Source organism: Erythrobacter sp. S43 (assembly GCF_057364955.1).
In genome coordinates this window covers 1,236,160-1,250,825 of the sequence record NZ_CP200285.1, presented here as the reverse complement: position 1 = coordinate 1,250,825, position 14,666 = coordinate 1,236,160, and the positions used below count along the sequence as shown (strand labels likewise).

11 protein-coding genes are annotated in these 14,666 nt (G+C 59.6%); 5 read left to right on the top strand and 6 right to left on the bottom strand.

Translation table 11 applies throughout. From position 1 onward, the window contains the following. The first annotated feature begins 39 nt into the window (after positions 1–39). Positions 40–729: a uracil-DNA glycosylase gene (gene ung, locus AC0V6K_RS06000; protein ID WP_472625565.1), complete on the top strand. Its 690-nt coding sequence runs from the start codon at positions 40–42 to the stop codon at positions 727–729. After that, a complete protein-coding gene (locus AC0V6K_RS05995) occupies positions 726–1,055 on the top strand; it encodes a TraR/DksA family transcriptional regulator (RefSeq protein ID WP_472625563.1) in 330 nt (109 codons plus the stop codon). The genes ung and AC0V6K_RS05995 overlap by 4 nt, the downstream gene beginning before the upstream one ends. A gap of 10 nt (positions 1,056–1,065) precedes the next feature. Here the strand turns inward: AC0V6K_RS05995 and AC0V6K_RS05990 are convergent, their stop codons facing one another. The 6 genes from AC0V6K_RS05990 to AC0V6K_RS05965 form a co-directional block, all read right to left on the bottom strand. Continuing rightward, positions 1,066–1,932: a ThuA domain-containing protein gene (locus tag AC0V6K_RS05990; protein WP_472625561.1), complete on the bottom strand. Its 867-nt coding sequence runs from the start codon at positions 1,930–1,932 to the stop codon at positions 1,066–1,068. An 84-nt stretch (positions 1,933–2,016) separates the two neighbouring features. Then, complete coding sequence (locus AC0V6K_RS05985; RefSeq protein ID WP_472625559.1) at positions 2,017–3,396, bottom strand: carbohydrate porin; 1,380 nt, start codon at positions 3,394–3,396, stop codon at positions 2,017–2,019. A 264-nt stretch (positions 3,397–3,660) separates the two neighbouring features. Beyond that, entirely contained in the window at positions 3,661–5,097 is a 1,437-nt protein-coding gene (locus AC0V6K_RS05980; protein ID WP_472625557.1) for a glutamate synthase subunit beta, read from the bottom strand. A gap of 11 nt (positions 5,098–5,108) precedes the next feature. Beyond that, complete coding sequence (gltB, locus tag AC0V6K_RS05975; protein WP_472625556.1) at positions 5,109–9,761, bottom strand: glutamate synthase large subunit; 4,653 nt, start codon at positions 9,759–9,761, stop codon at positions 5,109–5,111. Positions 9,762–10,039: 278 nt separating this feature from the next. Further along, positions 10,040–11,008: a hypothetical protein gene (locus tag AC0V6K_RS05970; RefSeq protein WP_472625554.1), complete on the bottom strand. Its 969-nt coding sequence runs from the start codon at positions 11,006–11,008 to the stop codon at positions 10,040–10,042. A 15-nt stretch (positions 11,009–11,023) separates the two neighbouring features. Further along, entirely contained in the window at positions 11,024–12,304 is a 1,281-nt protein-coding gene (locus tag AC0V6K_RS05965; RefSeq protein WP_472625552.1) for a TIGR04063 family PEP-CTERM/XrtA system glycosyltransferase, read from the bottom strand. A 106-nt stretch (positions 12,305–12,410) separates the two neighbouring features. Between AC0V6K_RS05965 and AC0V6K_RS05960 the strand changes: the two genes are divergently transcribed. From AC0V6K_RS05960 to AC0V6K_RS05950, 3 genes are all read left to right on the top strand, one after another. Next, the gene (locus AC0V6K_RS05960) at positions 12,411–12,653 is read left to right on the top strand and encodes a hypothetical protein (RefSeq protein ID WP_472625550.1); all 243 of its coding nucleotides are present in this window, start codon (positions 12,411–12,413) and stop codon (positions 12,651–12,653) included. Further along, the gene (locus tag AC0V6K_RS05955; protein WP_472625548.1) at positions 12,653–14,071 is read left to right on the top strand and encodes a putative O-glycosylation ligase, exosortase A system-associated; all 1,419 of its coding nucleotides are present in this window, start codon (positions 12,653–12,655) and stop codon (positions 14,069–14,071) included. The genes AC0V6K_RS05960 and AC0V6K_RS05955 overlap by 1 nt, the downstream gene beginning before the upstream one ends. Before the next feature lie 121 nt (positions 14,072–14,192). Further along, positions 14,193–14,642 (top strand): MaoC family dehydratase, encoded by a 450-nt coding sequence (locus AC0V6K_RS05950; RefSeq protein WP_472625546.1) that lies wholly within the window; start codon positions 14,193–14,195, stop codon positions 14,640–14,642. Positions 14,643–14,666: the final 24 nt, after the last annotated feature.

Genomic DNA, 14,666 nt, shown 5'->3' with positions numbered 1-14,666 from the left:
TCTCGCCCCTTTGATGCAAGCGGGTGTAACTTCGTTTGCATGGCAGGCGAGAACATCCCTGAAAGCTGGCGCGGCACGTTGGAGCCGGCGCTTGCAACACAAGAGGCTCGCAAGCTCGGAGGATGGCTGCGCGCTGAGGAATCGGCTGGCAAGGTGATCTACCCACCCAGGGGCCAGAGGCTGGCCGCACTGGCGCTCACGCCGCTCGATGCGGTGCGTGTGGTGATCCTGGGGCAAGATCCCTATCACGGGCCGGGTCAGGCGCATGGATTGGCGTTCTCGGTGCAGGACGGAGTGAAGGTGCCGCCTTCGCTTGCCAACATGTACAAAGAGCTTGAGGCGGACCTCGGCATCCCGCGCTCTGATACTGGAAACCTCACACCATGGGCCGAACAGGGCGTGCTGCTGCTCAACAACACACTGACGGTTCAGCAAGCGCAGGCTGGCAGTCATGCTGGACGCGGGTGGGATGCGATCACCGATGCATGTGTAAAGGCCGTGGCCGAGCGTGCTAAGCCTTGCGTGTTCATTTTGTGGGGCAGCCACGCCGCGAAGAAGGCTGGACGCATCGCCGCACTTGGCCGGAGTGATCGGCATCTTGTAATTAAGTCACCGCACCCAAGCCCGCTTTCTGCCCATCGCGGCTTCTTTGGCTCCAAGCCTTTCAGTCAGGCCAATGCCTTCTTGGAGGGCCATGGGCTGGAGCCGATTGACTGGTCGCTAACATGACCGAAGACGAAGCCCGTGCCGCTTTGCTTGTCCGCCAGGAGGAACTGGCGCGAGAAGATGTCGCGAACGCCGATAGCCGTGACACGGTCGAACTACAACAAGACAGCGTCGGGCGCCTATCCCGTATGGACGCCATGCAGCAGCAAGCGATGGCTCAGGCGCAAGAGCGTCGACGCGGACAGGAGAAGCTGCGGATCAAAGCCGCGCTGGAACGGCTCGATGATGGCGAATGGGGATATTGCACCACCTGTGGCGAAGAGATTGCCGAGGCGCGGTTGCGGCACGATCCGAGCGTAGCGGTGTGCGTCGGGTGTGCGAGCAGATGAAGCGCTAGCCTTAGTTGCAGGCGGCGCCCTTTGGATCGGTCCGGCGGCTGACCCAGCGAAATGCGTTCTTTAGCAGCGTGACATAGTGCGGATCGTCATAGCTTTCGTCGCTATGTCCGACGGCGGAGTAGACCGCCCGACCCTGGCCCGGACAGCGGCTCCACACGATCGGGTGGTTGATCGCACCTTCGCCCATTCGCAGGTCCGAGACATCCCCATATTCATCGTTACGCGGGCGATAGGTGCTCTCGTCGAGGCCTAGTAGTGGCTTCATCCCGTGTGCCTGCGCGGGCCCGTCAAAACTGTACCACTCATCCCGGTGCTCCCAGCTGGTGGGGAGATTCCGCGTAACTGGATGATCTCGTGAGAGCACCTCGACACGGGCGGTTTGAAATTGTGGGCCAGCGGGGTGACCAATAAAGCGCGGCCCGATCAACGTTTGCTGATACCATTCCCAACTGTTCTGCGAAGCGTCTCCGGCAGAGTGTAGTCCGATCCAACCGCCGCCGCCTTCAAGCCAACGCTGAAACGCGGCTTCTTGCGCTTCGGTGAGGATATCTCCGGTGGCGTTGTTGAACACCACCACATCGAAACGTGCCAAGTTCTCATCGTTGAAGACCGCGCCGTTGGCCGTCGTGAAAATGCCGTAACCAAATTCCCGCGCCACCTTCACGAAGAACGCATCGCCGCCAGCGATCCCCTCATTATGCCGCCAGCCCAGCGTTTTCGAGAACACCAGAATGGCAGGCTGCGGCATCCATTCGGTGATTTCGGGTGGAGCGGTGTCCACGCCGACTGCGGCTTTGTGCGAAGAAGTGGCGCAGGCGCTGAGCAAGGCCGCCGCAGCAAGCGAGAAACAGCGTACAAACGATTTCATGGCGTGGGCTCCAACCAAACAAGTCCCTGAAACGCGAGGTTTCAGGCTTGCTTATCGATAGAGGCTTTGCGCGGATTCGCTAAGTTAAAACGCTTTGGTCAGCCGTCCGCCAACCAGCAGCCCGTTGTCGCGAAACGCGATAGCACTGTCGATGAATTGCGCGTTGAGCGTGAACTGGAAGCCATTTTTCGCGCCCACAGTGTAGAACGCCTCGATGCCCCATTCATCTTCGATCGGCAGGCGGAACGCGATGTCGTTCACCAACTCGTCTGTGAGCGAATACTGGAACCACGCGAGGCCAAAGCGGTCTTGCGGGCGGAAACGCGGGTTACCGGAAATGCCGACATAGCCCGAATAGTCGAGGAACGTCGGATCGCCGCCAGAGGCCTGAAAACGGGCGAGGATGCCCCAGCCTTTGCCCGGTGCTTCGGGATAAAGCTTCACGAATTGATAGGCCGAAAGCTGCACCGCGAGCTCGTTGGACTCATCACCGAAGGTGCCGATTGGCGGCGGCGGCGGGGTCAGGGCGCGGGGCAGAATATCGACCGCAAAGCTGTTGCGTGTCGAGCCGACCACGGCGAAGTTGTAGACACCCGGCATCTTGCCGATGCGCGCCTTGTAAGCCGCAGCCGCCATAAAGGCGACGCCGCTTTCAAACCCGGTTTCGAAGCCGGTGCGTTCATACTGGCTGTCCGGATCGAACACCCAGAAGCGGTAAATCCAGTTCTTGGTCGGCACAGTAAGTTGCGCGCCGGTCAGCGTGTTCGGCACAACGGCGGTCGGCGGCAAAGCGAGGCCAAGGTTCTGGAACCCGTAATGCCCGTCGCTTTCCACCACCGGTAGAGCGCCCGAGATATCGAGCACGTTGATCTTGCCCACGGTCAAGTTGGTGCCGCCGGGCCATGTCTTCGAGATGTTGACCGAGACGTCGAAATTCCCTGCGCCTTCCGGGCGGAACAGGGCGGTGTTGTTCGGGATAAGGCCGATGACGCCGTTCGACGTTTTGCCCCAAGTGAATTCGGGGCGGATGTTCAACTGCCAGCTGTCATCAAGACCGAAATTGCTGCCACCCAGGCTGATGTAGGCGTCTGCGCGACCGCTGTAACGCGCGATGGGATCATAGCTGCCGGAAGCAGGCACATCGAGGAACTGCGAGACAACGAGTTTGACGTCTGACTTCTTTGGCTTGCCCGGCGGGATCAGCGCCTTGCCCTGCAGCGCGACTGCGGGGGCAATGCCGGCCACTGGCGCCGGTGCGGTTTGCGGTGCGTACCGCGCGACATCCTCTGGTAGCAGTGTGGCAGAAAGGTCGGTGCTGTCCTGTTCGGCAGCCTCAACCGGCAGAACAGTCTCCGTCTCTTCCTCTGCCGCAGCATCTGCCAAGGCTGGGTTAGCCCAAGCGAGTGCAGCGATACTGGTGGCGGCAAAGCCAAGTGCTCTTGCCTGTTCCAAGACGTGATTCATGCTTTTCGAAATGTGCGCCGCCATCGGCTTCGACCCCTCTCGTGGCTCTTTAGATAGAGCTGCTCTGACCTCTATGCTCTTCGACGCTTATAACTTTGTAAACAAAGCTAAAAACGGGCAAGATTCCTCATTATCTCGCCGCGCCGCGCGCATTTCTTTGTGTAAGAGTCTCTAGGTGCAAACCCGCGCCCATGGCAAGCGCCCCGAAATGCGGGGTCCGCATTTTTGCACCATGTGGCTTTTGCGCGACGTGAAACAGAGGCTTCAGCGGGGAAGGGCGGAGGCCCCCATCAGCGCCTCGTCAACCGCGCGAGCGGCCTGACGACCTTCACGGATCGCCCAGACAACTAGGCTTTGCCCGCGGCGCATATCACCGCATGCAAAGACGCCGGGAATGCTCGTGGTGTAGTCCTCGGTGTTGGCCTCGACATTGCCGCGCCCGGTCAGCTCCACGCCGGCCTGCTCCAGCAAGCCAGCCTTTTTCGAGCCGACGAAGCCCATAGCGAGCAGGATCAGATCAGCAGGGATGGTGAACTCGCTGCCTGCGATCTCTTCCATCTTGCCCTCGTTCCACTCGACCCGAACACATTCGAGGCCAGTGAGCGTTTCGCCGTCGCCGACCACGCGTTTAGTCAGCACCGCCCAGTCGCGCTCAACGCCTTCTTCGTGGCTGGAGGAAGTCCGCAGCTTCACCGGCCAATCGGGCCAGGTCAGTGCCTTGTCCTCGGCCTTGGGAGGCTTGGGCATGATCTCCAGCTGGGTGACGCTCTTCGCGCCCTGACGGTTGGAGGTGCCAACACAGTCGGACCCGGTATCACCGCCGCCGATCACAACCACATCCTTGCCCGTCGCGAGAAGACTGCCGCGCGGCGCGGCGCGCAGTTCATCGTCTCCTGCGTTACGCTTGTTCTGCTGGGTCAGGAACTCCATTGCCAGGCGAACGCCCTGCATTTCTGCGCCCGGGATTGCCAGCTGGCGCGCGTCTTCCGAACCGCCTGCCAGAACGATGGCGTCAAAGTTCTCCTGCAAGCTCTTGAAAGAGATATCGACGCCGACTTCTTTCGAGGTTTTGAATTCGACCCCCTCGGCCTCCATCTGGACGCAGCGCCGGTTGATCAGGTGCTTTTCCATTTTAAAGTCAGGAATGCCGTACCGCAGAAGTCCGCCAACGCGGTCGTTCTTTTCGAAGACGGTGACGCTGTGGCCCGCACGCGCAAGTTGCTGGGCTGCGGCCATGCCTGCTGGGCCGGAGCCGACCACGGCTACCGACTTGCCGGTCTTTGTTTCCGGAACCTGAGGTTTGACCCAGCCTTCCTGCCATCCGCGGTCAATGATCGCGGCTTCGATCGATTTGATCGTCACTGGCTGATCAATGATGTTGAGAGTACAACTCGCCTCGCATGGGGCGGGGCAGATGCGGCCGGTGAACTCGGGGAAGTTGTTCGTGGAGTGCAGAACGTCGAGCGCGTTCTTCCAGTCGTTCTCGTAGACGAGGTGGTTCCAGTCCGGGATCATGTTGTTCACCGGACAGCCGTTGTGACAATAGGGAATGCCGCAATCCATGCAGCGCGAGGCCTGCGCGGTCAGCGTTTCATCGCTCGGTTGAACGACGAATTCGCGGTAATTGTTCAACCGCTCTTTGGGATCGAGATAATCGCGCTCGCGGCGATCCAGTTCGAGAAATCCGGTGTCTTTGCCCATTGCTCTAACTCTTACTCCGCTGCCACGCTGGCAGCTTCATTGCGTTCGGCTTCAAGCGTCTCAAGCGCCCGCTTGTAATCGCGCGGCATAACCTTGACGAACTTGCCCAGCACGTTGTCCCAGTCCGCCAGCATGTCAGCGGCAGCCTGCGATCCGGTGTGCAGCTGGTGGCGTTCGATCAGGATGCGCAGACGCTCGGCATCGTGGCGGAGCATGTCACCCATGCCGAAATCGTTGACCGATGTGCCACGCTGTTTCGGTCGGCCCGTCCCTTCATCAGTGTCAGCCTCCGCACTGATCGAAATAAGGTCGACCTGCGCATGGTTTACGCGTTCATTGAAAGTGCCCTTGGGATCATAAACATAGGCGACGCCGCCGCTCATTCCGGCTGCGAAGTTGCGGCCCGTGCGTCCGAGCACCACGACCACGCCGCCGGTCATATATTCGCAGGCGTGATCGCCCGCACCTTCGACCACGGCGATGGCGCCTGAGTTGCGCACCGCGAAGCGTTCGCCTGCGACGCCGTTGAAATAGGCCTCGCCCGCAATTGCGCCGTAAAGCACAGTATTGCCGACGATGATGTTCTGACGTGGATCACGATCCGCAGCGTCTGGCTGGCGGATGATGATGCGACCGCCCGAAAGCCCCTTGCCGACATAGTCGTTGGCATCGCCGGAGAGATCAATCGTCACACCATGCGCGAGCCATGCGCCAAAGCTTTGGCCGGCGACGCCCGACATGTTGATGCGGATCGTGTCTGGCGGCAGCCCTTCATGGCCATGCGCCTTGGCAACTTCACCCGAAAGCATGGTGCCCACGGTGCGGTTCACATTGCGCACTTCATAATCGAGCTGGACCGGCTTCTTCGCCTCGATTGCGTCTTTGCAATCAGCGATCAACGTGTTGTCGAGCGCGGCATTCAGGCCGTGATCCTGCCCCTCGGTGTTATAGAGAGGCGCGTCCTCGGCGATCGCGGGTGCGTGCAGCAGACGATCAAGATTGATCCCACGCGCCTTCCAGTGGCGGTGCATGCGGCTCATGTCGAGACGGTCAACGCGGCCAACCATTTCCTGAACGGTGCGGAAGCCCATTTCGGCCATGATCGTGCGCAGCTCTTCGGCGACGAAGAACATGTAGTTGACGACATGTTCGGGCGTACCGGTGAAGCGCTTGCGCAGCACCGGATCTTGCGTCGCGACGCCAACCGGGCACGTGTTCAGGTGACACTTGCGCATCATAATGCAGCCTGCCGCAATCAGCGGGGCGGTGGCAAAGCCGAACTCGTCCGCGCCCAGCAACGCACCAATGGCGACGTCACGTCCGGTGCGCAGTCCGCCATCAACCTGAACCGCAATGCGGCTGCGAAGGTCATTGAGGAGCAGCGTCTGCTGCGTTTCGGCCAGACCGATCTCCCAAGGCGATCCCGCATGGGTGAGCGAGGTCAGCGGTGATGCGCCGGTCCCGCCGTCATAGCCCGAAATGGTCACATGGTCGGCGCGTGCTTTCGACACGCCAGCAGCCACGGTGCCTACGCCCACTTCGGAAACGAGCTTCACCGAAATCCGCGCGTCGGTGTTCACGTTCTTGAGGTCGTGGATCAGCTGCGCGAGGTCTTCGATCGAGTAGATGTCGTGGTGCGGTGGTGGCGAGATCAGGCCAACGCCCGGTGTCGAGTGACGCACTGCGCCGATGCGCTTGTCGACCTTGTGGCCGGGTAACTGCCCGCCCTCACCGGGCTTCGCACCTTGCGCCATCTTGATCTGGATATCGTCCGAATTGACGAGATACTCGGTGGTCACCCCAAAGCGGCCCGATGCCACCTGCTTAATGCGGCTCCGCATGGAATCGCCGTTGTCCATCGGCTGGAAACGGAACGGTTCTTCGCCGCCTTCACCGGTATTCGAGCGACCGCCAATGCGGTTCATCGCAACGGCCAGCGTCGAGTGCGCTTCATGGCTGATCGAGCCGAAGCTCATCGCGCCGGTGCTGAAGCGTTTGACGATTTCGGCAGCGGGCTCGACTTCTTCGAGTGGAATCGGCTGGTCGGCTTTTTTGAATTCCATCAACCCGCGAATGGTCAGCAGGCGCTCGCTCTGCTCGTTCACCGACTTGGCAAATTCTTCGTAATTGGCGTGATCGTTCCCGCGCACAGCGTGCTGCAATTGCGCGACGTTTTGCGGGGTCCAGGCGTGCTCCTCTCCGCGCAGACGGTATTGGTAGATACCGCCGACATCGAGCATGCCTTTATAGAGCGGATTGTCACCATAGGCCTGCGCGTGGCGGCGCACGCTTTCCTCGGCGACCTGCTCCAGACCGACGCCTTCGATCGTGGTCGCGGTGCCGGTGAAGAACTTTTCGACGAACTCCGACGAAAGGCCAACCGCGTCGAAAATCTGCGCGCCGCAATAGGACTGGTAGGTCGAGATGCCCATCTTGGACATGACCTTACGGATGCCCTTGCCGATGGCCTTGATGTAGTTCTGCTGCACTTCTTCGGTGCTGGCTTCGGGGTGTTTGCGCGTACGAATATCTTCAAGCGTTTCGAAAGCGACGTATGGGTTGATAGCCTCTGCACCGTAACCCGCGAGCACGCAGAAATGGTGCACTTCGCGCGGCTCACCAGACTCAATGACGAGGCCGGTTTGCATCCGCAGACCCTGCCGAACGAGGTGGTGATGCACCGCCGCCGTTGCCAGCAATGCAGGCATCGGCACGCGGCCCTCATTCTGGGCGCGGTCAGACAGCACAAGGATGTTGTGATCCTGAAGCACCGCTTCGGTCGCGGCCCAGCACATCTCTTTCAGCGCTAGCTCAATGCCTTCGACTCCGGCCTCGGCGTCCCAAGTGATATCCACTGTGGCACAGCGGAACGCGCCGTCGAGCGTCGTTTCAACCGAACGGATCTTTGCCAGGTCATCATTGGTCAGGATTGGTTGCTGAACTTCCAAGCGCTTATGCGTGCCGGCGTCATGGCCGAGCAGGTTCGGGCGCGGTCCAATCATGGAAAGCAGGCTCATCACCAGCTCTTCACGGATCGGGTCAATCGGCGGGTTGGTCACCTGCGCGAAGTTCTGTTTGAAATAGTCGTAAAGCAGACGCGCACGGTCAGACAGCACCGCAATCGGCGTGTCGGTGCCCATCGAGCCGATCGGATCGTCGCCTTTGACCGCCATCGGCTCAAGAAAACGCGAAACGTCTTCCTGTGTGTAACCGAAAGCCTGCTGACTTTGGAGCAGGGTGGGTGTTTCGTGGTTCTGGTCCTGCGGCAGTTCTTCAAACTCGGGATCGACAACGTCGAGGTCTTCGAGTTTGAACTGCGCCTTATCCAGCCAATCGGCGTAAGGCTCTGCGCCTGCGAGATCAGCTTTCAGTTCTTCGTCTTCGATGATGCGGCCTTGCTCAAGGTCGATCAGGAGCATTTTGCCCGGTTGCAGACGCCATTTGCGGGTGATGTCTTCCTCGGCAAAGGGCAGAACGCCGCTTTCCGATGCGAGGCAAACGATGTCGTCCTTGGTCACGCAGAAGCGCGCGGGGCGCAGGCCATTGCGGTCAAGCGTCGCGCCGATTTGGCGGCCATCGGTGAAGCACACCGCCGCCGGGCCATCCCATGGCTCCATCAACGCGGCGTGATATTCGTAAAACGCGCGGCGCTTCGGATCCATCAATGTGTTGCCCGCCCACGCTTCTGGAATCAGCATCATCATCGCGTGCGCCAGCGAGTATCCACCCGCCAGCAGCAATTCGAGCGCGTTGTCGAGGCAGGCCGTGTCCGACTGACCATGTGGGATAATCGGCCACATCTTGTCGAGATCGGTGCCGAGCAGGTCGCTTTCCATCGTGCGGCGACGCGCATTCATCCAGTTCACATTGCCCCGGTTGGTGTTGATCTCACCATTGTGCGCAATCAGGCGGAACGGGTGCGCCAGGCGCCAGCTCGGGAACGTGTTGGTAGAGAATCGCTGGTGCACAAGGCCCAGTGCTGAGACGCAATCGGGATCGCGCAAATCGTCGTAGAAACTGCCCACCTGACTGGCGAGCAGAAGGCCCTTGTAAACAACCGTGCGTGAGGAAAAGCTCGGCAGATATGTGTCGACCAGCGTCGGCATATCGTGCTTCTTGGCCAACTTCTCGAGCGGGTTTTGCACCTGTTTCCGGATAACCAGCAGCTTGCGCTCAAATGCGTCTTGATCGGCGCAGCTTTCACCGCGACCGATTATCGCCATCTGGATCACGGGCATGGATTCGATCACGGCATCGCCCAGACCATCCAATGTGGTCGGCACATCGCGCCAGCCGATGAAGGTCTGGCCTTCCTTGGCGGTGAATTTCTCGAAACGATCCGCGACAAACGCACGCGCTTCTTCGTTCTGCGGCAAGAAGCACATCGCGACACCATAATCGCCTGGCTGCGGCAGATCGTGGCCGTTCTCATCCGCCCATTTTCGGATAAGAGGGTCGGGAATCTGGATCAATAGGCCCGCGCCATCGCCCAAAAGCGGGTCAGCGCCCACCGCGCCTCGGTGATCAAGCTTGTCGAGAATCTCCAGCGCTTGCTCGATAATTGCATGGCTTTGCGCGCCTTTGATATGCGCAACCATGCCTACTCCGCAGGCGTCGTGTTCGTTTCTCGGGTCGTAAAGACCCTGGGAATTGGGCAATCCCATGGCAAAGATCCGTTCTGTCAGATGCCAATGCCTGCGACCCGGCTTGCGACGTTCGCAAGGGAGCAGACAACGGCAGGGTGTCGTGCAGGAAGCGAGCGCCGAGGCTGCTCCCACTCGTTCGACCCCCTATTGCCGACAGGATCACGATTTTGCAACTGCGAAAGACGAAAGTTTATTTCGCATAGGTATAGCTATGCTTATATTTGATTGCGCTTTGCGCAAACGCGCGGCGATCTTGTTGCAGATCGCTCAATTTGTGCCGTTGCTCGGCGCGCCGTTTAGGCGGCGCCGCGCAGGTTTTGAAGCTTTGAGATCGCTTCGCGCATTTCACCTTTGGCCGCATCCGTAGACTGGGCGCCTTCTTCGGTCAGGCGAGAAAGGGTCCTGAGTGCCTCGGCGAGCTCGGCATCACGGTCTTGCGCGGTGGCACGAGAATGCGCCGACGCTTTGTTTTCGTGCAAGGCAACCGCCAACCGCTCGACCATCTGTACAAGGCTAAGGTCCTGTGGTGACACGGCGCGCAGCTTTTCGATGGCTGATTCGACCGGAACCGCGGGAGCCTCTTTCGCAGCTGATTCTTCTTCGACGACGTCCTCTTCAGGCGAGCCCAGATCAAGCGGTTCGACGGGCTGAGCGTCAGCCTCGTGGTCTAGCTCCAGCTCTAGCTCAGTGCCGGCGAAACGGAAATCTTCATCACGCGAACCAACTTGCGGACTTTTGGCCCAGCTCGCCAGATGATCGTTTAGTGGATCAGATTGCTCTTCCTCACGCAGATCCTCGACCCATTCGGGATCGTGGTTGCTGAAGTCGTCAAAATCATCGAAATCGCTCGCGGCAGGCTCTTCTAGCTCGAAGGTGTCGTCTTCCAGCGGCGCATCCAGGCTTTCGCTACCAAGGTCTTCGCTCGGATCGATGGTGAAGGCATCGGCGTCTTCGAAATCGTCAGATTCCACCTCATCCGTTTCTGCCATTGCTTTGCGCTGGATCAGTCGCGCGAGAACAAACATGCCAATGGCACCACAGATCGCAGCGATAGCGATTGCGACAGAGTGAGTGTTTGGTGCGATCACATCAAAGATCGGCTGCGGGGTCAGGCGTTTCACCACTGAATAGGGCAGAACATAGAGCATCGCCGCGCCAACAAGGGCGCCCCAAACTGCGAGGCTCGGCACAAAGACCGCCTGTTGCGTGATGGGCTTTGATTTGCGGCGCGCTTTCAACTCTACGCCTTTGGATCGTTTAAACACGTTCGTGCACCTGCTCTAACCGTGTGTCTCCAGAGTTCTCTGGAAATCGGCGGGCTCTCGCCCATCTGTTTCATTGCGGTCGGTTAGCAAGAGATGGTAAACGTCTAGATAACGCGCGGCGTTGGTGTGCCAGCTATGCCGGGCGCGGACATGCTCAACGCCGCGACTACGGATCGCATCCCAATCTTCACGCGAATCAAGCACTTCCGACAGTGCGACGGCGCAAGCGGCAGGGTCGTCTGGTGCGAAAAGGAAACCGTTCTCGCCTTGCGTCATCAGCTCACGGTGGCCGCCGACATTGGACGCGGCGACAATGCGGCGCTGCGCCATGGCTTCGAGCGGTTTCAAGGGCGTGACTAGATCAGTCAGGCGCGAGGCTTTGCGCGGATAGGCCAGCACATCGATCAGCGAGTAATATCGCTCAACCTCGCTATGCGGCACGCGGCCTGTGAAAATCACAGCATCGGGTTCGGGCAGGGCAGCGGCCTTAGTGCGCCATTCTGCATCCATTTCTCCCGCGCCGACCAGCAGCAAGCGCGCTTCGGGATATTCGCGGCGCAAGATTGGCATCGCTGCGATTAGATCGTCGACGCCCTCATAATCATAGAAACTGCCGATATAGCCGATCACGGGCGTATCGGGCTCAAGGCCAAGCTCCGCAGCCAGCGCGTCATCGCGTGGGGGCGGATCGCCAAACAGCGACAAGTCGACACCGTTGGGCATGACGCCGATTTTCCCAGAGCTGATCCCGCGCTTGATCAGATCGTCACGCAGGCCCTGACAGATGGTGAAGACCGCATCGGCGCGCTTGACGATCTGCGTCTCCAGCGCGCGGGTCATGCGGTATTTGATCGATCCTTCGGTGCCGGTGCGATTGCCCACGGCAGCATCTTCCCAGAAGGCGCGGATTTCATAGACGAACGGAATACCGAGCGATTCTGCCGCACGCTGTGCCCCGCCGCCGCACAAAGCGGGCGAGTGGGCGTGGATAATGTCAGGGCGCCATTCTTCGGCCAGGTTGCGGATGGCGGCTGACAATGCCGCCATTTCGCGTGTTTCGGCGATACCCGGCAAGCCGCCAGCTTTGCCTTCAGTGCGATGAAATGTCAGATCGTCGACAGTCTCGACCGGCTCAAGCTCGCCAGCTTCTTTCAGGCTCGCCTGATGCCGCAGTCCGGTGATGCCGCGCACCTCCAGCCCATGGGCTTCCTGCGCTTTCAGGATTGCGCGCGTGCGGAAGGTGTAGCCGCTGTGGAGCGGTAGTGAGTGGTCCAAAACGTGAAGAACGCGTGTCATGAAAGGTCCATTGGCACAGATGTGCTTAACACCGCGTCAACCCAGCTGCGCTACATGCCTGCAAACGAACGGGCTCACGCCCGCATTTGGAAGCAACGCAGCCGCAATGATTGACTACATCGCTCTTGGACTTGGACATGGCCTGATCGCCATCGCGCTGGTGCGCATGTTTCTGCGAACGGAAGTCGATTACGACCCGCTGATCGAAAGGATGCGCGACACGATGCGCCGCACCCGTATGGAATCGAGCACCGCTGGACGCAACGCAAAGCGGCGAGAAGAAGCGAAAGCCGCGACTGTGAGCGCCAAGTCGCGCCGGCCATCTTCGCGCGGGAAGAAGAGCGATTGATGCTCGATCTCGCTTTCCTTGGTTTTATCGGCTTCGTGCTGCTGCTTGGCCTGCGCCGCCCATACATCTGGGTGATGCTGTATGTGTATATCGACATCCTCGCACCGCAGCGCATCGGATACTCGCTCATAACGGATATCCCTGTTTCGCTGATCGCTTTTGGCGCGGCCTTTGGCGGTTGGCTGCTGATGGACCGCAAGGACGGCGTGACCTTCAGCGCGCGGCAAGGCCTAATCCTCGCTTTGTTGCTCTATTGTTTTTGGACCACCGGCAATGCCGACTATCCCGAAAACGCTGCGACCAAATGGGAGTGGGTGTGGAAGGCGCTGCTGTTTGCGCTTTTCTTGCCTTTGACACTGACGACGCGGGAGCGGTTGGAAGGGCTCGGCCTTGTGTTGGTGCTCTCGATTGCCACGATCGTCATCGGCACGGGCATGAAAACCGTGCTCGGCGGTGGCGGGTATGAGAACCTCAAATACTTCGTCAACGACAACAGCGGTATTTATGAAAGTTCAACGCTGGCCACGGTCGCCATCGCGCTGACCCCGTTGATCTGGTGGTTCACGCGCTTTGGCACGATCTTCAAACCGCATTGGACCGTCACGACTTTTGCAGTCCTGCTGATTTTTGCGTGTTTGCTCGTTCCCATTGGAACCGAAGCGCGCACGGGTCTGGTCTGTATCGCTGTGCTGGGCGTGTTGCTGCTGCGCTATGTGAAGCGCCGGTTGACGCTGATGGCGGCGGGCGCGGTGCTGGGCATGGTCGCTCTGCCGTTCCTTCCGCAAAGCTATTACGAGCGTATGTCCACCATCGCGCAGCCGGGCGGTGATGAAAGCGCCTCCACCCGTATGGCGGTGTGGGAATGGACCATCGATTACGCTGCGCAGAACCCGTTTGGCGGCGGCTTTGATGCCTATCGCGGAAACAGCTTCACTTATGAAATGCCAGTGAAAGAAGAGACCGAAAACACCACCACTATCGAGTATCGCGAAGTGACCGATGAGGGGCGCGCCTATCACTCGGCTATCTTCGAGCTGCTGGGTGAGCAAGGTTATCCTGGCCTCACCATCTGGCTGCTTTTGCAAGGCCTCGGCGTTTGGCAGATGGAGCGGATCCGGCGGCGGTGGAAAGACAAGACCGAAGAGCAAGAGGCGTGGATTTCGCCCATGGCGACTGCGCTGCAAATGGCGAGCATCATCTACATCGTCGGCGCGCTGTTCCAGGGCATCGCCTATCAGCCGGTGATGCTGATGATTATCGGCCTGCAAATCGGACTCAATTCCTATTGCAAGCGGATCGAATCAGAGCGGGCCAAGCTGGAGCAGACGGGCAAGCGTTCATCCAAGGATAAGCGCCGCGAACGCCGTTCTCGTTCCACCCCGACCGGTAGCCATTCAGGCGATGCCGTAACGGCATAATCTGCCGCCTACCTTTACCATTGCGTTTGCGCGTGGCGCCTGCCATTAAGGCGACACTTAACGTAAACGTAAACCTGCCATTCGGCTCGATCGTGTGGCGCAAAAGGTAGAGGAGCCTCCCATGTCACCACAGGATCTGGCCGCGAAAGTCGGCGAGCATATCGGCACCAGCAACTGGGTCGAGATGAGCCAGGAAAAGGTCAACATGTTCGCGGATGCGACTGGCGACCACCAGTTCATTCACATCAATGAAGAAGCTGCAAAGATGACGCCGTTTGGTGGCACCATCGCGCACGGCTTTATGACCCTGTCGATGATCCCGGCTCTGACCGCTGACAGCGATGTTCCGCGCCTCGACGGGATCAAGATGGCGGTGAACTATGGCGGCAACAAAACCCGCTTCATCAACCCGGTCCGCACCGGCAAGCGCATTCGTGGTCACTGGAAGCTGACCGAAATGGTCGAAAAGCGCCCGGGCCAATGGCAGCAGACCTGCGAAATCACCATCGAGATCGAAGGCGAAGACAAGCCCGCTCTAATCTGTGAGTGGATGACGCTTTTCTTCGTCTGACTTGACCGGATCAATTCAGAATTT